The sequence below is a fragment of the Bacillus sp. FJAT-45350 genome, assembly GCF_002335805.1.
Lineage (GTDB): Bacteria > Bacillota > Bacilli > Bacillales > NISU01 > FJAT-45350.
On sequence record NZ_NISU01000001.1, the window covers coordinates 1,986,779 to 2,003,754 of the forward strand.

Genomic DNA, 16,976 nt, shown 5'->3' on the forward strand with positions numbered 1-16,976 from the left:
AGGGGATGTCATCCTACCTCTATATTGACATCCCCTGGCTTTATTATTTTTTAAATGATAACTGAACAAATGTTTCAATCATTTCCTCGTAAGATAAACCATACTCTCGAGCTGCATCTGGATACAAACTTGTTGGCGTCATTCCAGGTAATGTATTTACCTCTAATATTACCGGCTCTGTACCATCAGTTGGTACAATAAAGTCAACCCGAGAATAGACATCACAACCAAGAGATTGATGTGCGAGAACAGCATTTTTCTGTAAAGATTCTGTTACTTCCGCTTTAAATTGAGCTGGAACTATATGCTCACTCATTCCGGGTGCATACTTCGCTTCATAGTCATAGTACGTATTTTTTGAGACAATTTCCACGACTGGTAATGCCTTTTCTTCCCCTTTTTGACCAAGTACCGCCACTGTAACTTCTCTTCCTGAAACAAATTCCTCCACTAGAACCGTATCATCGTGCTTAAATGCCGCTTCTATTCCTTGTTTTAGTTCTTCTTGGTTGTTAGCAAACGTAATACCAATTGTAGATCCTTCTTGATTGGGCTTAACAACTGCAGGAAAAGGAAAATTAATTTCTGCTGCATCTTTTTTATAGTTGTGTTTATATAGAACTCTTTCTTTAGCTACACGAATTCCTTCTCTTTGGAAGAAGTGCTTTGCTTTCGCCTTATCCATTGCTAAAGCTGAGCCAAGAACCCCTGACCCTACATACGGTAATCCGACCATATCTAATAGCCCTTGAATTCGACCATCTTCACCGAACCGCCCATGTAATCCAATATACACAATATCAACATCTAATGATAAAATTTCATTTATTCTATCGGGGTGAAAGTCAATACCAATTACATCATGACCTTTTTTCTCGAGTGCTGCGATAATACCTTTACCTGAGGATAAGGATACCTCTCTCTCAGCAGACGTTCCACCATATAGTACAGCTATTTTCATAAGCTTAATCACTCCTACAGACGATTATGTATTCATTATATTCGCCTACTTCTATCTTGGTACATTGTTTACATTATAACTTTGTACTAGATAACGGTAGACACTTACCTTATATAACCAAAAGGCTACTGATATCTTATCACTTTTACAGCAAATAGAGAATCCGCAATCACTACTAATAACTCCATAAAAAAATACCGATATAGTGACTTCAACGAAACCAGCTTATCGGTATTACGTACTTTTTTATTTTTTTCGATTAATAAACGTGTGATAGGTACGGTATATCGCCTCTAGTTCCATAAGAACCTTACCGTATTCAAATACCCGATAGGATGTAATCGTTGAAGGGTTTCCAAATTCAGCAAGAATGGCGATTAATGACTCTTCGTTAATGCCATAAATATCATGCTCATCAAATCGTAAATAAAATTTATCATTAAATGAAATAAGTGTTCCAGCAGTAACGCCGAATGGATATAATCTTGATGCTAGCCCAATTATATCTTCAAAATTTTCAAATTCATAAAAGATTTCATCGCTTTCATCAAGAGTTACTTGCATCTCTATATATCCATCATCATAGTCATCGTCAATATCCTGTTCTTCTGGATTCCCCTTTGTTACGATTATTACCATGCCTTGCGCTGGTAACGAAAACACTTCTACAGCCACTGGGCCATCTGCTTTAAAGCCTAACTCATCGTTAGCTTCAAGCATTAAATCTCTAAATAAATCATGAACCTTAGGTACATCGAGCCATAAATCTTCCTTTGATAAGCCTCGCTCACTTAGGTCATCATACGTTAAGAAAATCTTTATTTTATCAACGTCTAAACGTTCCAACCTCATACATGACCCTCCCTTAGCGGTAACCTCGATAATTCGAGAATTAACCCCTTGGTCCTCTTCTAATTACTCATAGGATATGTGAAACTCTACTTAATGGTTCATACTTTACAATAAAAAGGGCAGGAGGGAATGTTAATGATAAATTATGAGTTATAGATTATGAATTTCATTAACAAATAGTACTTCCCTTACAGTAATAAAAACTTAGATAGCCACTGTTCCCATTCTTCCTTTGTATTACCAACCATATATTTTTTATAATCTTCTTGTTGCTTTTTCGACAGGGCTTTTAGAGCTCCTCCCCCAACACCAATAACAACTTCAGAGAAATTTTCATCAACCATATCGATTAACTCAATAGTTTCCTTAAGATTTTCAACCATTGTACAAGAAGTAAAGAAGAACTTCGCCTCTACCTCTTCTAATACAAACTGAACATCTTTCTTCGGAACTCCAGCTCCTATATAAATCACTTCAAACCCCTTTTGACGTAAATAAAGCATAAAAATGAGTAGACCGATTTCATGTGTCTCATTTGGGCCACAGACAGCAACTACCTTGGGCAGAAAACTATCAATTGGATAGCCATGAAACACATTGCCTATTCTTGTACGTAAAAAGGCGGAAATATAATGCTCATGAGCTACGGTTATTTCACCGCGCTCCCACATATTACCGACTTTTACCAAGAGTTTTCCTAGTATATCTACAGCTACCTTTTCAATACTAAATAAACTAAATGCATGGTTAAGCAACTCCTGAGCTTTTGATTCCTCGAACTTCAGAAGCGCAGACAAAATATCATCTGCCATTTTTACTGATTTATCATCAAAATGAGCTTCTACATTTATATCCGATGTGAATTCACCTTTTTCCATAAGACCAACAGCCTGTCCAATAGTAAACCCTTTATTCACTTTATCAATTAACCATTTTAACTTAGAAACATGTTCATCTGTATACAAACGATGACCAGCTTGATTTCTGACAGGCTCAATAATTTGATACCTTCTTTCCCACGCACGTAAAGTACCTGCCTGTATTCCAAGCATATTAGAAATAGCTTTAATATTATATTTGCCCTCATTCGATGCCATAATTTTATCCCCCAGCAGGTATAATGAATGTAATTAGATACTTCTTGTATAATCTCTTTATCATATCCTACAAGAAAATTATATAGGATAAACACACATCGTGTAAATTTTGTACAACTTATGAATAAACACTCTATAGGAGTCGTCTCAAAGGGGAAAAGTGACCCTTTTGAAGACTATTTTAAATACTCCAATACTTTATTTATCTTTTTTCGCTCTTAAGGTTAGTAAATGTGTCTCAGATGGGGCTCCTAAACGAAAAGGAACTCTTGTCGTACCATAACCATTACTATTTAAATGTAGGAAATTCCCATGCTTCTTTAACGAGCCAACTTCTCCAAGTCCAAATCCCCAAAACCTAATCTGGCCACCGTGCGTATGGCCAGATAATAATAATCCAATTCCATCATCCTCTGTAATCTTATCAATGATCTCCGGATTATGACTAACTAATAACCTAAAGCTACTATGATCACAATCGGAAAGTGCATAGTCTAATCGATCTCTTTTATGTCCAACATCATCTACTCCAAGCAGATAAATTTTTTCATTTTCCATTTCTAGAGATATAGCTTTATTATCTAATATCGTTACATTTTTCTCCAATAAGAGAGCATCTAAACTCCTAAAGTCACCTTCATAATCATTGTTCCCCCAGACAAAGTAAGTCGGGGCTATAGAACGCAGTACTTCTATATTCTTTTTTACCCTATCGAAAGGAACCTTCTTTTCAAGTAGGTCTCCTCCTATAACGATAATATCGGCTTTTCCGCGTATTTTCTCAAGTATCTTTTCATTAATTCTTCTAAAGTGAATATCAGAAATAAAAAAAACCTTCATCCCATCAAATGACTTGGGAAAGGCATCTGGAAAAAGTTCAAACATATTCACTCTATTTCGGTGTGCTTCAACGAACATATAAATAGTGATGAATACACAAATTAAAATTCCAACTACAATGAATATCATACCATTGATGTACCTCCTGAGATGAAAGTTCTCAGCCTTGAACTTTATCCTTTTCTTTTTTCAAATCAGCGTCCATTATACCATAAAATAGGGAAAGTCCTAAAGCGAATAGGGCTACCCATATTTGTAGAAAAAAAAGAATGGCAAAGCTAATAAGTAATAGAAACGTAATTTTTTTATCATACGACTTCAACTGCCGATTGCCCTTAATTTTATGATAATAGGCTTTCGTTAACTTTCTTATTACTACAGAAAAACATAGAAAACCGACGATAAAGGCGATAACTGAACCAAGTAAGCTAAAAGGCCCAAATACCAATTCAGCAAAAATTAGTGAGACTGTGAATTTTTCAGGCACTGGAAAAGAAACCATCGCGATCGTCACCCCAAGTACCCCCACCATAAGAAAAAGGATGTTACGGTCTAGTTTTCTTCTCATCTGTATCCCTCCATAGTAACTATACATTTGTACATTTTATTCATTTCCTATATCGATATGCAGTTGTAGCTAAATTGAAAACACTAAGGTAAAAAACACCATTGATATTTGTGTGAGCATGATGTATTATAGCAATATAAGAACAAGCTGATTTGTTCGTATGAATAATAAAGTTTTAACCTTTAAACTGTAATAGGGAGTTTTAATCGAAGCTCGAATGACAAACCTCTGTCTATATGACAAGGAGGGCACGCAGGAACGCTTCTGCAAACACCCACTTTTAGGAGTGGTGGTTTTAAAACTTTATTATACCAATCGTACGGCAAAACCGGCTCTAAATTATAACATTTCAAACCAGCTCCCTAATGGAGGCTGGTTTTTTTATTTTATGCCTTCCTTTACTAGCAAGAGATACACATTTGATTATTTTACTAGAATCTAGCTACCTGTCCGTACCATTTTTTCAATATAGTAATACCTTTATAGTAAGGGAGGGTATCAATTGAATAAAGAAGAAGCGTTAGAGATTATTGCCCTTTTGGATCAATTGGAAGAAAAACTAAAAATGACGTCGTACAATAATTTACTTGTCGGGATTATAAATACAAGAAATCGTATTATTAATGACTACCTAGAGTAGTTTTGATGCGGGGATTCCAATTTCAATTCACTATAAACAATAATATACAAAAAGAAGTAAAGATAGTTCAACTTCCTACTACCTCCTCTTTTAAAACAGAAAAATGCTAGGGTCTATTTTTCCCTAGCATTTCTTACTATATTGCCTTACACTTTAAATTTATTTACTTCTTCTTGTAGTTGTTCAGCCATGTTCGCTAATTCCGATGCACTTGCTGTAATCTCCTCAACAGTGGCTGATTGTTCCTCTGCTCCGGCTGCAACTTGTTGGGAGGAAGCTGCTGATTCTTCTATAATACTTGAAATTTCCTGTATAGATTGTAAAACATTTTCTGTGTTTGATTTTAATCGTGTAAAAATTTGTTTTGTATCTTTTGCCCCTGCTTCTGTTTCTTCAGCCTGTTTTACAATTACTTTAAGTGAATCTCCACCTTTGCCGATTAACTTCACTTGTTCTTCAACTGAAAGTAAATTCTTCTCCATCAAGTTTACAGCAACAGATGTTTCACCTTGAATTTCTTTTATTATTTGTGTAATTTCACCAGCAGATAGACTTGATTGCTCGGCTAACTTACGCACTTCATCTGCAACAATCGCAAAGCCCTTACCATGCTCACCAGCACGAGCCGCTTCTATCGCTGCATTTAATGCAAGTAAATTTGTTTGGTCTGAAATATTTGTAATAATTGTAATAATGTCACCAATCTTCTCAGAGTATTCACCCAAAGCGTGAACAGAACTTGACGCAGAAGATACAATTTTACGAGTTTGGTCAATTTGATTGATTGCTTCAACTATTGAACGCTCTCCATCTCGTGCAATCGCTGTAGATGTTTCAGCATTATGTAATGTTATATCTACATGATTGTTTCCATTCTCTACTTCTTTCACTGACTCTTCCATCATCGTTAAAATTGATGATGCATAATCATTTTGCTTAATAACCCCTTCAGACACTTCATTAATTGTCGTAGCAATTTGTGTTGAAGACTGTTCTGTTTGTTCTGCACTTGCAGCTAACTGTTGTGAAGAAGAAGTCGCATGCTCTGCGCTCTTCATAACATTTTTTACAATTGAACGAACATTACCTACAAATTGATTTGTAGCAGTAGCCAATTCTCCAATTTCATCTTCACTATCTACCTTTATTTCCTTTGTTAGGTCCCCACCACTTGATGCCAATACATTTAACTCATGACGTAGGTGATTAATAGGTTTACTCATTCTAGATGAGAACCACAATGAAAGAAGTACAGTTACTAAAATAATAGCTGTAGCTATTGCTATTATGTCATTACGCAATTTATACAGTTCAGTAAAAGCCTCTACTTCATCAACCTCAATCACCAATCCCAAAACTTGTTCACCAATTAATACTGTTCCCACAGCCCCTAAAACTGGATTCCCAATATAGTCTGGATAAATCCCATTAAACTCAAATGTCAAATCACGATTTCTAATAGGTTCACTAAGTACACCTACCGCCATCGTATTAATCGTTACGTTCATTGCGGCACCTTCTGTATAATCACCTAATCTTGTATCTGTATATAATAAACCTTCTTCGTTAATTAAATATGCGTCTCCACTTTGACCAATTCTATGAATCTGATTATGTACAAGATTTGATATTAATTGCTGATCAAGTAAGATATTAACGGTACCAACAAAATCACCACTCGTTCCATTACTATAAACAGGTGTAGCTAGAATTTTTACATTTGAACCATAGACATCTGAATAGAATAATTCAGACCAAAATTGTTCCCCCTGCAACGAATTGATGAAATAATTTCTATCTGAAATATTTGTTCCTTCAATTCCTTTTTCAACTGTCGCATATGTTACGACACCAGATTCGTCAGCTATAAATATATTAGTAAATTCGTATTCTTCTAAAGTCGTAGTTAAAATTCGGTCCAATTCATTGTATGAGCTTTGTCCTTCACCAATCGTTTCATCTATCATATGTAACTCGGCTATCTTTTCATACAATGAACTTGCCATGACTTGCCCATCACCAGCTCGTTCCGAATAATAATTATTAATTTTTGATTTTGTTAGCTCAAGAAATATTTCATTACCTTTTATTACCTCAGTCGTCATATTATTCTTCGCATCATTGTATATCAAGGTACTTATACCCACTAATGGTAGGAACGATACGAAAAACACTAATACTAAAAGCTTATTCCTTATTTTCATTCTCTTCCACATAGTACTTCTCCCTTCCTATTTATCTAGTACCAGTACTAGGAATTTCTTATCACAATAAAATACTATACCTATTTTACTGTCCTTTGGAAAGTAATTACACTCAAAAAAATTAACTACCTATAGAAAAACATATAAAAAGTCTACACCAGATCAAAAAAGCCCATAGCAAATTGAACTGCACCCCAAAAGTTAGAGTTAGAATCTGACTTCTGGGGTGTATTTTTATGGCTAAATATAGTGAAGAATTTAAATTAATAGTAGTAATAGAGTATCAAGAAGGAAACCTATCATATGTCAACTTGGCAAAGAAACATGGGATGCGAGATAGCACTGCAATACAAAAATGGGTAAAAGTATACGAAAAATTTGGAGTGGACGGTTTGATGAAGAAGAATAAGAATCAAACTTATTCTGTTCAATTTAAACTGAATGTTATAAGCTTTATGCAGAGAACAGGTTCTTCAAGGACAGAAGCTGCCCTTCACTTTGGATTAACAAACCCTTCTACAGTTAGCACATGGAAGAAAGCTTTTTTGGAAGGTGGTCCTGAAGCCCTGGTTGGAGTGAAAGGAATGAAACCTTTGTCTGATAAAGCTAAGGATAAAAAAATCAAACCTACTGAAGAGAAAGAAATGACATATGAACAAGAATTAAAAAGAGAAAACGAGCTTCTTCGTTTAGAAGTAGAATACCTAAAAAAGTTGCGAGCTTTTCAGATGGATCCGGAGGGCTATCTCGAAAAGCACAAACAGCAATATCATTCGAACTCAAAGAAAACTACCGATTAAAAGATGTTTTATATGTGGTTGGTATTCCTGAATCATCGTACCACTATCATGTAAAGCGAATAAAAGAAGTGAATCCCGATCAAGAGCTTGAAACATATATTCAATCTATTTTTGAAGAGAATAATGGTAACTATGGTTACCGTCGTATCCATTTAGAATTGAGAAACCGTGGGATTGACGTAAATCACAAGAAGGTTCAACGTATAATGAATCAACTTGGACTCAAAGGAGATAAGTTCAGACGAAAAACACGCAATTATAGTTCTTACAAAGGGAATATCGGTACAATTGCGAAGAATCGTATTAACCGTCGTTTCTTTACAAATGTGTGCCATCAAAAATTAGCAACAGATATCACAGAATTTAAATGTTTAGATGGAGTGAAACTGTATCTGAACCCCATTATGGATATGTGTAACGGTGAAATTCTATCGCATGGGATAAGTATGCGCCCGACCTTAGAGCTTGCACTTGATCCTCTCGATGAGGCTCTTGAAATTGTAAAGGGTTCAAAGTATAGAACAACGATACATTCTGACCAAGGTTGGCATTATCAACATAAAAAAGTGGGTTAAAACGCTCAAGAAGAACAAAATATTTCAGAGTATGTCACGAAAAGGAAACTGTCTAGATAATTCACCTATGGAGAGCTTTTTCGGCTTACTAAAACAAGAGATGTATTATGGAGAAGCAAAATGCTCATATGAAGATTTAAAAAAGAGAATTGAAGATTATATTTTTTATTATAATACCAAGCGTATAAAGCAAAAATTGGCTGGTATGAGTCCGGTTCAATACCGCATCCACACCAACCAATTAGCTGCTTAAAATAAAACTCTAACTTTATGGGGTCACATCACAAGCAATATAGCTAGAGCATAGGCTTTTCTTTGAATTAAGATTATATAGGGAATTTTTCCTTATTAGAACTTGTTACTTTAACAAGTTCACGAGTATTTTTCTCCACTTCTATAGGGTTAACTATTTTTCTTGCAACACCAGTTCGTATCGCTGCCTCTGCTACAGCACTTGCTACAGCGGGGGCAACCCTTGCATCAAATGGTGCAGGAATAACATAATCATCAGTTAAATCTTCTTCATCTATTAAATTCGCAATAGCATATACAGCCGCAATTTTCATTTCTTCGTTAATATCAGAAGCACGTACATCTAATGCTCCTCTAAAAATTCCTGGAAAAGCTAAAACATTATTTACTTGGTTAGGAAAGTCCGAACGCCCTGTTCCTATTACTTTCACTCCGACACTCTTAGCAAGTTCTGGCATAATCTCAGGTGTTGGATTTGCCATCGCAAAGATTATCGGATTATCATTCATCTTCCTTACCATCTCTTCTGTCATTGCTCCTGCAACCGATACACCAATAAATACATCTGCATCCGTAAGAACTTCTTCAAGTGAACCTTCTTGACGGTTATTGTTAGTGTAACGAGCAACCTCTTCCTTCATGCTATTCATACCATACGCTCTTCCTTCATATATAGCACCTTTAGAATCACACATAATGATGTTTGATACACCTAACTCTTTAAGCAACTTAACAATCGCGATACCTGCTGAGCCAGCTCCATTGATAACTACTTTAATTGATGTAAATTCTTTATTCACTAGTTTAAGAGAATTCAACAATCCGGCTGCTGTTACAATTGCAGTTCCATGTTGGTCATCGTGGAACACCGGAATATCTAATTCTTCCTTTAGTCGTTGTTCTATAACAAAACAGTTTGGTGCAGCAATATCTTCTAAGTTGACCCCACCAAAAGTCGGTGCTATCGCTTTTACTATTTGGATTATTTCTTCAACTTCCTTTGTATTAAGACAGACTGGGAAAGCATCTACACCTGCAAATGTCTTAAATAGAACAGCCTTTCCTTCCATTACTGGGAGAGCTGCTTCCGGTCCAATATCACCTAACCCTAAGACAGCAGTTCCATCAGAAACAACAGCTACTGTATTCCCTTTAAACGTGTAATCATAGACAAGTTCCGTGTTTTCAGCTATTTCCTTAGAAGGTTCTGCTACCCCTGGTGAATAAGCAAGACTTAAATCTTTAGCATTTTCAACTGGTACCTTTGACGCTACACGAAGCTTCCCTTGATTTTCCTTATGCAGTTTTAACGCCTCTTCCCTTAATCTATCCAATTCTCTTCACTCCATTTTTTTGTTTTTCATCTAAATTTTTCGAAATTTTATATTATTGTATTATAACAGCATAAAAAATGCAACCTTCTGTAGTAAAACAATATGAGATTGTACTATAATGGACCCGTTCATTACTCGTCCTAATTTTAGAAACATAGTAGATTTTTTACACATTACTTAAAAAGGCTGACTCAAAAGGTAATTCACCTTTCGAAACAGCCTCTTACAAGTTATCACTGACCCTTTTTAAATTTTTAATAAGTTTTTCTTGCCTTATGTATAATTCCTGCGCTTCTTCAATCGATACCGCTTGAAAACAAACAACATCTCCAGGTACTAATTGGGCAATGATTGATAAATCACTAGTTATAACTGCACCAATACGAGGATATCCTCCAGTTGTTTGACGATCTGCCAACATAATTATCGGCTGGCCACTAGCCGGTACTTGTATAGTACCAAAAGATATCGCGTCCGAAAGAATATCAGCTCCTCCTTCAAGCTCAATCCGTGAGCCATGAAGTCGCATTCCCATCCGATCATTATCTTTCGTAACCTCATATTTTGACTTAAGAAATATACGTTTTCCCTCTGCTGTAAAAAACTCTAAATCAGGTCCTAATACCACTCTTACTTTTTTCTTAGCTTCGTATGTAGGTCTGTAGTTATTATGAAGTATCCTACCTTTTATCATCGCATGTGAGATTTTTTCTTCGTTTCGATAAAGAATATCACCTTTGATTAAGCTTCTACCATTAAATCCTCCTAGTACTCCTTTTGTGTAGGTAGAATGACTTCCTAAAACAATAGGAACAGATACCCCACCTGAATTACAGATATAAGCCCTTGCACCTGAAATTCTTTTACCAAAAGAAATTTTATCCCCTTTATATACGATAATCGACTTCCACATATCTATTCTTTTATTATTTACCATCGGTGTAAAATTACCACCACAAATAGCAATGACAGCTGACTCTAACACTTCTAACATTGGTCCTACTAGGGTTATTTCTAGTACTGGAGCATAAGGCTCATTTCCTACTAAAATATTACCTATTCTACTAGAGTAGGGATCAACCACTCCTGAGACAACGATTCCATGCCTTTGGTAGCCAACCCTACCTTGATCTTGTACCGTCGTCAGTAATCCACCCTTGATAACACGAAATAATAACTTATCCATCAGAATACCCTACCGCCTTTATCATAATTCTATGATTGATTAACTCTTTTCTTAATTCTTTTGCAAAATCTAGCGCACGTAATGAATCACCATGGATACAAATTGTATCTGCTTGCAATTGAATACTCCTTCCGTTTGTTGCTTCCGCACTACCTTTTGTGACCATATCGATCACACGTCTAGCCGCAACGAGTGGATCATCAATAAACGCATCTTCTCTAGAACGCGGTGTAAGGGAACCATCCTCTTGGTACGTACGGTCAGCAAACACCTCATTGGCTACTTGTATACCAATCCTCTCACCAGCTTTCGTTAATTCACTATTTGATAAGCCATACAAAATTAACTCAGGTCGAAAGTCATAAATCGCTTCAGCAATTGCTGTCGCAATTTTACTATCCTTTGCTGCCATATTATATAGTGCACCATGGGGCTTAACATGTTGAAGAATTGCTCCATTCACTTTAACGAAAGCATCCAGAGCACCAATTTGATATAGTATAGAGTTATATACATCCTTTGCATCTACTTGAATAATTCTTCTTCCAAAACCTATTAAATCTTGTAAACTAGGATGGGCTCCAATTGACACACCTTTGCTCACTGCTAACTTTACAGTTTCAGACATAATATTGTGATCACCAGCATGATAACCACAAGCAATATTTGCTGAAGAGACTAAATCGAGAACGTATTCATCTTGACCTATTGTATATGTACCAAAACTTTCTCCTAAATCACAATTCAAATCTACTTGTACACTCATCTTATTCCTCCATACTGTATTCTTTTATTTGATATGTTCCATTCTCTACTTCTTTTTGTATATCATAATATTGCTGAACTGAAATTGGAACGAACGTAACATAATCACCAGCCTGAAATAATACTGGCCGATTTCTATTACTATCAAATAGTTTCACTGGAGTTTTTCCAATAATTCTCCATCCTCCAGGAGTATCTAATGAATAGATTCCAGTTTGTGAGCCTGCAATTCCTACCGAACCCGCCTCAACTCGTTCTCTAGGAACCTTAAGTCTTGGTGTCGCTATCCTTTCAGACATTCCACCTAAATAAGGAAATCCAGGACTAAATCCAAGCATGTAAACAAGATAACTTGGTTGTGAGTGCAATCGTACAATTGTGTCCTTGTCGATGCTATGGAATTTTGCAACCGTCTCTAAATCGTAACCAAACTCCTTATCATAACAAGTAGGTATTAGGTAGTTAGTAGCCTTTGGTATTTGATTCTCCACTCGAACACCTTCTAAACTTTCAATATATTCAATTAATTCATTATATGTAATCACGCTTGGATTATAAAAAACCGTAACTGTTGTATATGCAGGCACCCATTCTATAATCCCGTTATTGTTTTCCTGCTCTAGTAAAAAGCAAAATCTACGTATCTTTTTATTTACCTCTTTACATATCATCGTACCAAATTCAATACGAAGGGCACAATCTCCTAAGCATTTATATTTATTTACTATATTCATTGAAAATACACCTCATCTAACATCTAATCTAGTATGTTGATTGTAGCACACTATATTCCCCCTATAGTATGGGTGCTCCCCATTAACTTGAAAGCACCCATTTCTTTTGATAATTACTATTTATTCGTTGTAAAAACCATCAAATTCAATCATACCGTCCCTAGGGATATCCGTGCCCCTGCCGTGATATTCATTAATCATCGCATCTACCATTTCTTCTTCATTCGTTGTTACTTCGTATTCAAGCGTAAATCCTTCTTCTGCATTTCTTACTTTTTTATGGTCTTGCTCATTGCTAGGAAGCTTTTGTTCTTCTCGTTTTGTCATATTTCCACTCCTTTCAAGATGTCACACTTATTTTTTTCAAGTATTATAAAAAAATACCACCCAAAAAAAGCTAACAGCTTTAACGGTTAGCTTTTTATACTTTATTATCGCTTTGAAAATAACAACGTTATCCATTCATTCGTCTGTTTTCTTACAATTAACCTACACGTTGCAAATAAGTCCTTCACCTTGTCTTCGTTCCACTCTACAATCCCTGACACTAAAAAATTGGTACCCTTGTCTAACAGTTTATGTTGTTTAACTAGTCCAACGGTTTCATTAGCACCAATATTAATAAAAATCCAATCATGATTATCTTGAATGATATCATCGTGTTGTAGCAAATCAGCTTGGACTATTTCAATAGAAGAAACACGATTCAGTTTACTTTGATGCTCTATCTCACGTTCCACAGGTTCAATGTCAACCGCGAGAATTTTTTTTGCACCTTTTAACGCTGCTCCAATACTTAAAATCCCCGAACCAGTCCCTAAATCAAGGACAGAAACTCCTTCATCCATATGTTTTATTATCATTCTCAAACAATCCTGTGTCGTTTCGTGAATTCCTGTCCCAAAGGCACCCTGTGGATCCACTTTTATCACTCGTTTATCATCATACTCATTTACTGAATCAGGATAAACAATAACCCAACCGTTTCCTAAATCAATATCCTCGAAGGATTGTTCCCACCCTTCATCCTTTATCACTTGATAAGCTACCTCTTTCTGTCCAAACGCTATTTCTTTTTCAATTAAACCAAAATACGTCTCAGGTAAATTGGGAACCTGCCCTTCTTCAGCATAGATTTTTAGGTCTATTAACTCTACTTCCTTCCTATCAACACCGTATCCATTATCATCTTTCGTAACCTCAAAAGGAATATCATAATATAAGTAGGTAATTCCAACTGCATTTAATTTTTCAACATAAAAATCAACTTTGTCTAACGGCACACAGACGACAAACTCATGAAGCATCCACACCATTCCTTCTGTCATTATTTTTTGGGGACTATTTTATAAATTTCTCCACTTTCAAAAAGCATAATTACTTCTCCAAGCCATTCATAATATTTTTCTGCACTTTGCAATCTTTCTAAATCATTCTCTACTTCCTTTAATAATAAATTATCAGAGCTCGTTTCTTTTAAATCAAGTAATACTTCTCTAAGATTCTTTAATTCTGAATGGTTTGAATCGACTCCTTCTCTCCATCGATTAACAAAAACAGCTGAAAAAGACTTATACCAATCTTCTTCTGTTTGATATAAATCCTTTCTCACTCCTTTTTGCCAAACTCGTTCCACCATTTTTGCTTCAGATAAAGCTCGAATTCCCGTACTCATACTCGTCTTACTCATCCCTAGCTGTTCACTCATCTCATCAAGTGTAATTGGTGAATCCGCAAAGAAAACAGTACCATACAGGCGACCGATTGTTTGATTTATACCATATAAGTCCATATTTTTTGACATTTCAGAGATAAAACGATTCCTAGCATTAACAAGCTTTTTCCACTCATTTGAGTTAGAATTTTCCATCTTATGTCGTTTCCTCCTTAGGCTACTTACTTATTTGATTTTAACAAAACTATGATTTGAGTAAAAGCGTATTCACAACATACCATACATGAGGATATTGGAGGATTATGCCGAATTCACTTAAATCATTACGTACAGTTAAAACTGTACGTAAAATATGAATAGATTATACCGTTTATAAAGTTTGAAGGAAATGTTTAACAAGGTTATAGTTAGTAAGGATTTAAAAAAGCGTTGAAGTTAAAGAGGTGTAAAAACATGTCTACTATAAAAGTAGAAGGTCTCACTAAGGTTTTTGGAAAAAAACCTCAACGAGCCATAGAGCTTTTGAAGCAAAGTAAAACAAAGGATGAGATTCTGAAAGAAACAGGAATGACCGTAGGTGTGAATCAAGCTTCTTTTGATGTAAAAAGTGGTGAAATATTCGTCATCATGGGACTTTCAGGAAGTGGAAAATCAACATTAGTACGTTTGTTAAACAGACTAATTGACCCGACTGAAGGGAGCATTTGGATTGACAACGAAGACTTAGCCCAAATGGATGAAAAAAAATTGCGAGAAGTCAGACGCAAAAAAATGAGTATGGTGTTTCAAAAATTTGGACTCTTCCCTTATCGTACCATCCTAGAAAATGTTGAATACGGATTAGAAGTTCAAGGTGTAGATAAGAAAGACAGAAAAGAAACTGCCAGCAAATCGTTAGAGCTTGTTGGACTTATGGGATATGAAGATAAATACCCAAGTGAACTTTCAGGTGGTATGCAACAACGTGTTGGTTTGGCTCGTGCATTAGCGAATGACCCCGATGTTTTGTTAATGGACGAGGCATTCTCAGCCCTCGACCCACTTATACGAAAAGATATGCAGGATGAACTGTTAGACCTACAAGAGACAATGCAAAAAACAATTATCTTTATCACTCATGACCTAGACGAAGCATTACGTATTGGGGACAGAATTGTGATTATGAAAGATGGTTCTATTGTACAAATTGGAACACCTGAGCAAATTTTAACGAATCCTGAAAATGATTACGTTGAAAAGTTCGTTGAAGATGTAGACCGTTCAAAGGTATTCACAGCTAGCCATGTTATGATGCGCCCTGAAGCAGTAAATATTGAAAAAGAAGGGCCTCGCGTAGCCTTGAAAAGAATGAAAGAAGCAGGGATTTCATCTATCTATGTAACAAAACGTAATAAAGAATTATTAGGCATTATCCATGCGGATGATGTATCAAGGTTAGTGAAAGAAAATGTAGATTCAGTTGAAAGTATTATAGACGAAAATATCCCACACGTGACGTCGGATACTCCATTATACGATTTAATGGACGTAATATCTATGAGTCGTGTACCACTTGCAGTCGTTGATGACAACAAGTTAAAAGGAATCATTATAAGAGGCGCTGTACTCGCCGCTTTATCTGGAAGTGAGGTGAATTATGATGGATCTACTACCGAAACTTCCATTAGCTGACTGGATTGATGCCTTTGTTGATTGGCTTCATAATGCTGAAATGATATTTAAAGGAATTGATAATGTAATAGGTTTTATTGTTGATTCATTAATTGTAGTATTATCATTTATCCCTGCTCTTCTCTTTATTATTGGGCTAGCAGCGATTGTCTATCTATTAAACCGTAAAAAGTATGGATTACCTACTTTTATTCTGTTTGGATTACTGTTAATTGATAATCTTGGATTTTGGAATGATATGATTTTAACTCTTTCACTAGTGTTAACAGCCGCATTAATCTCAGTCATTATCGGTGTTCCAATTGGTATTTGGATGGCGAAAAACAAAGTTCTAGAAAATATACTAACACCTATTATGGACTTTATGCAGACAATGCCAGCCTTTGTCTACTTAATTCCAGCTGTAGTCTTTTTTGGAATTGGAATGGTTCCTGGTGTAATCGCATCTGTTATATTTGCCATGCCACCAACTGTCCGACTAACAAACCTTGGTATTCGTCAAGTATCCACTGAACTCATTGAAGCAGCAGACGCATTCGGTTCTACTCCGAGGCAAAAACTGCTTAAAGTTCAATTACCTATGGCGAAAACAACAATTATGGCTGGTGTAAATCAAAGTATAATGCTTGCGCTATCTATGGTTGTTATTGCATCAATGATTGGTGCGAACGGATTAGGTGTAAAAGTTTTCTATGCGGTTGGACGAAATGATGCAGGTGGAGGATTCGAAGCTGGTATAGCACTTGTTATATTAGCAATTATCTTAGACCGTATTACCCAAAGCTTTAACAAACAAAAGGGTTCAATTGCTTAACTTTAATT

General features: G+C 35.8%; 19 protein-coding genes, 1 other RNA gene and 1 pseudogene. 7 read left to right on the top strand and 14 right to left on the bottom strand.

The features are described 5' to 3' along the window. Positions 1-43: 43 nt before the first annotated feature. The 5 genes from CD003_RS09950 to CD003_RS09970 all read right to left on the bottom strand — a co-directional run bounded on the left by CD003_RS09950 (position 44) and on the right by CD003_RS09970 (position 4,318). Complete coding sequence (locus tag CD003_RS09950) at positions 44-961, bottom strand: D-alanine--D-alanine ligase family protein (protein ID WP_096200968.1); 918 nt, start codon at positions 959-961, stop codon at positions 44-46. A 246-nt stretch (positions 962-1,207) separates the two neighbouring features. Further along, entirely contained in the window at positions 1,208-1,813 is a 606-nt protein-coding gene (locus tag CD003_RS09955; RefSeq protein ID WP_096200969.1) for a genetic competence negative regulator, read from the bottom strand. Between the two features lie 188 nt (positions 1,814-2,001). Beyond that, positions 2,002-2,910: a MerR family transcriptional regulator gene (locus tag CD003_RS09960; RefSeq protein WP_096200970.1), complete on the bottom strand. Its 909-nt coding sequence runs from the start codon at positions 2,908-2,910 to the stop codon at positions 2,002-2,004. A 198-nt stretch (positions 2,911-3,108) separates the two neighbouring features. Then, complete coding sequence (locus CD003_RS09965; protein WP_096200971.1) at positions 3,109-3,879, bottom strand: metallophosphoesterase; 771 nt, start codon at positions 3,877-3,879, stop codon at positions 3,109-3,111. Between the two features lie 31 nt (positions 3,880-3,910). Further along, a complete protein-coding gene (locus tag CD003_RS09970; RefSeq protein ID WP_096200972.1) occupies positions 3,911-4,318 on the bottom strand; it encodes a hypothetical protein in 408 nt (135 codons plus the stop codon). Between the two features lie 141 nt (positions 4,319-4,459). On the opposite strand from CD003_RS09970, the gene ssrS reads away from it, so the two are divergent. Both ssrS and CD003_RS21860 read left to right on the top strand, forming a co-directional pair. Continuing rightward, positions 4,460-4,657, top strand: a non-coding RNA gene (gene ssrS / locus CD003_RS09975) — 6S RNA. A gap of 163 nt (positions 4,658-4,820) precedes the next feature. Next, on the top strand, positions 4,821-4,958 hold the full coding sequence (locus CD003_RS21860; RefSeq protein WP_179295508.1) for a hypothetical protein: 138 nt from the start codon (positions 4,821-4,823) through the stop codon (positions 4,956-4,958). A gap of 146 nt (positions 4,959-5,104) precedes the next feature. Here CD003_RS21860 and CD003_RS22825 read toward each other — a convergent pair whose 3' ends face one another. Both CD003_RS22825 and CD003_RS22830 read right to left on the bottom strand, forming a co-directional pair. Then, positions 5,105-6,016 carry a methyl-accepting chemotaxis protein gene (locus tag CD003_RS22825; protein WP_441296622.1) on the bottom strand — a complete coding sequence of 304 codons (912 nt, stop codon included), beginning with the start codon at positions 6,014-6,016 and terminating at the stop codon, positions 5,105-5,107. 30 nt (positions 6,017-6,046) lie between these two features. Beyond that, positions 6,047-7,174 (bottom strand): annotated as a pseudogene (locus CD003_RS22830) (cache domain-containing protein); the annotation flags it as partial. Positions 7,175-7,398: 224 nt separating this feature from the next. Between CD003_RS22830 and CD003_RS09985 the strand changes: the two are divergent. From CD003_RS09985 to CD003_RS22665, 3 genes are read left to right on the top strand one after another with little or no spacing between them, the layout of a single operon-like run. Further along, positions 7,399-7,962, top strand: coding sequence for a helix-turn-helix domain-containing protein (locus tag CD003_RS09985; RefSeq protein ID WP_096200974.1), 564 nt, complete (start codon positions 7,399-7,401; stop codon positions 7,960-7,962). Beyond that, entirely contained in the window at positions 7,863-8,537 is a 675-nt protein-coding gene (locus CD003_RS09990) for an IS3 family transposase (protein ID WP_096200975.1), read from the top strand. The genes CD003_RS09985 and CD003_RS09990 overlap by 100 nt, the downstream gene beginning before the upstream one ends. Positions 8,538-8,568: 31 nt before the next feature. Beyond that, a complete protein-coding gene (locus CD003_RS22665; protein WP_096200976.1) occupies positions 8,569-8,790 on the top strand; it encodes an IS3 family transposase in 222 nt (73 codons plus the stop codon). 73 nt (positions 8,791-8,863) lie between these two features. Here CD003_RS22665 and CD003_RS10000 read toward each other — a convergent pair whose 3' ends face one another. The 7 genes from CD003_RS10000 to CD003_RS10030 all read right to left on the bottom strand — a co-directional run bounded on the left by CD003_RS10000 (position 8,864) and on the right by CD003_RS10030 (position 14,678). Next, complete coding sequence (locus tag CD003_RS10000; RefSeq protein WP_096200977.1) at positions 8,864-10,123, bottom strand: NAD(P)-dependent malic enzyme; 1,260 nt, start codon at positions 10,121-10,123, stop codon at positions 8,864-8,866. Between the two features lie 223 nt (positions 10,124-10,346). Continuing rightward, a complete protein-coding gene (locus CD003_RS10005) occupies positions 10,347-11,309 on the bottom strand; it encodes a biotin-dependent carboxyltransferase family protein (RefSeq protein ID WP_096200978.1) in 963 nt (320 codons plus the stop codon). Further along, the gene (locus tag CD003_RS10010) at positions 11,302-12,075 is read right to left on the bottom strand and encodes a LamB/YcsF family protein (protein ID WP_096200979.1); all 774 of its coding nucleotides are present in this window, start codon (positions 12,073-12,075) and stop codon (positions 11,302-11,304) included. Before CD003_RS10010 ends, CD003_RS10005 begins: the two co-directional genes overlap by 8 nt. 1 nt (position 12,076) lies before the next feature. Next, complete coding sequence (gene pxpB / locus CD003_RS10015; protein WP_096200980.1) at positions 12,077-12,808, bottom strand: 5-oxoprolinase subunit PxpB; 732 nt, start codon at positions 12,806-12,808, stop codon at positions 12,077-12,079. A gap of 120 nt (positions 12,809-12,928) precedes the next feature. Continuing rightward, positions 12,929-13,135 carry a hypothetical protein gene (locus tag CD003_RS10020; RefSeq protein ID WP_096200981.1) on the bottom strand — a complete coding sequence of 69 codons (207 nt, stop codon included), beginning with the start codon at positions 13,133-13,135 and terminating at the stop codon, positions 12,929-12,931. Positions 13,136-13,239: 104 nt separating this feature from the next. Beyond that, positions 13,240-14,115 carry a 50S ribosomal protein L11 methyltransferase gene (locus CD003_RS10025; RefSeq protein WP_179295510.1) on the bottom strand — a complete coding sequence of 292 codons (876 nt, stop codon included), beginning with the start codon at positions 14,113-14,115 and terminating at the stop codon, positions 13,240-13,242. 20 nt (positions 14,116-14,135) lie between these two features. Then, positions 14,136-14,678 carry a GbsR/MarR family transcriptional regulator gene (locus CD003_RS10030; RefSeq protein WP_096200983.1) on the bottom strand — a complete coding sequence of 181 codons (543 nt, stop codon included), beginning with the start codon at positions 14,676-14,678 and terminating at the stop codon, positions 14,136-14,138. Between the two features lie 258 nt (positions 14,679-14,936). Between CD003_RS10030 and CD003_RS10035 the strand changes: the two genes are divergently transcribed. Beyond that, complete coding sequence (locus CD003_RS10035; RefSeq protein WP_096200984.1) at positions 14,937-16,154, top strand: quaternary amine ABC transporter ATP-binding protein; 1,218 nt, start codon at positions 14,937-14,939, stop codon at positions 16,152-16,154. Then, the gene (locus tag CD003_RS10040) at positions 16,123-16,968 is read left to right on the top strand and encodes an ABC transporter permease (protein WP_096200985.1); all 846 of its coding nucleotides are present in this window, start codon (positions 16,123-16,125) and stop codon (positions 16,966-16,968) included. Before CD003_RS10035 ends, CD003_RS10040 begins: the two co-directional genes overlap by 32 nt. Positions 16,969-16,976 lie beyond the last annotated feature (8 nt).

What these genes read in the sequence shown, in the direction of transcription:
- CD003_RS09950 (WP_096200968.1), bottom strand. Translation starts at nt 961, where the DNA reads ATGAAAATAGCTGTACTATATGGTGGAACGTCTGCTGAGAGAGAGGTA.
- CD003_RS09955 (WP_096200969.1), bottom strand. Translation starts at nt 1,813, where the DNA reads ATGAGGTTGGAACGTTTAGACGTTGATAAAATAAAGATTTTCTTAACG.
- CD003_RS09960 (WP_096200970.1), bottom strand. Translation starts at nt 2,910, where the DNA reads ATGGCATCGAATGAGGGCAAATATAATATTAAAGCTATTTCTAATATG.
- CD003_RS09965 (WP_096200971.1), bottom strand. Translation starts at nt 3,879, where the DNA reads ATGATATTCATTGTAGTTGGAATTTTAATTTGTGTATTCATCACTATT.
- CD003_RS09970 (WP_096200972.1), bottom strand. Translation starts at nt 4,318, where the DNA reads ATGAGAAGAAAACTAGACCGTAACATCCTTTTTCTTATGGTGGGGGTA.
- CD003_RS22825 (WP_441296622.1), bottom strand. Translation starts at nt 6,016, where the DNA reads ATGAAGAGCGCAGAGCATGCGACTTCTTCTTCACAACAGTTAGCTGCA.
- CD003_RS09985 (WP_096200974.1), top strand. Translation starts at nt 7,399, where the DNA reads ATGGCTAAATATAGTGAAGAATTTAAATTAATAGTAGTAATAGAGTAT.
- CD003_RS22665 (WP_096200976.1), top strand. Translation starts at nt 8,569, where the DNA reads ATGTCACGAAAAGGAAACTGTCTAGATAATTCACCTATGGAGAGCTTT.
- CD003_RS10005 (WP_096200978.1), bottom strand. Translation starts at nt 11,309, where the DNA reads ATGGATAAGTTATTATTTCGTGTTATCAAGGGTGGATTACTGACGACG.
- CD003_RS10010 (WP_096200979.1), bottom strand. Translation starts at nt 12,075, where the DNA reads ATGAGTGTACAAGTAGATTTGAATTGTGATTTAGGAGAAAGTTTTGGT.
- pxpB (WP_096200980.1), bottom strand. Translation starts at nt 12,808, where the DNA reads ATGAATATAGTAAATAAATATAAATGCTTAGGAGATTGTGCCCTTCGT.
- CD003_RS10020 (WP_096200981.1), bottom strand. Translation starts at nt 13,135, where the DNA reads ATGACAAAACGAGAAGAACAAAAGCTTCCTAGCAATGAGCAAGACCAT.
- CD003_RS10025 (WP_179295510.1), bottom strand. Translation starts at nt 14,115, where the DNA reads ATGCTTCATGAGTTTGTCGTCTGTGTGCCGTTAGACAAAGTTGATTTT.
- CD003_RS10030 (WP_096200983.1), bottom strand. Translation starts at nt 14,678, where the DNA reads ATGGAAAATTCTAACTCAAATGAGTGGAAAAAGCTTGTTAATGCTAGG.
- CD003_RS10035 (WP_096200984.1), top strand. Translation starts at nt 14,937, where the DNA reads ATGTCTACTATAAAAGTAGAAGGTCTCACTAAGGTTTTTGGAAAAAAA.
- CD003_RS10040 (WP_096200985.1), top strand. Translation starts at nt 16,123, where the DNA reads ATGGATCTACTACCGAAACTTCCATTAGCTGACTGGATTGATGCCTTT.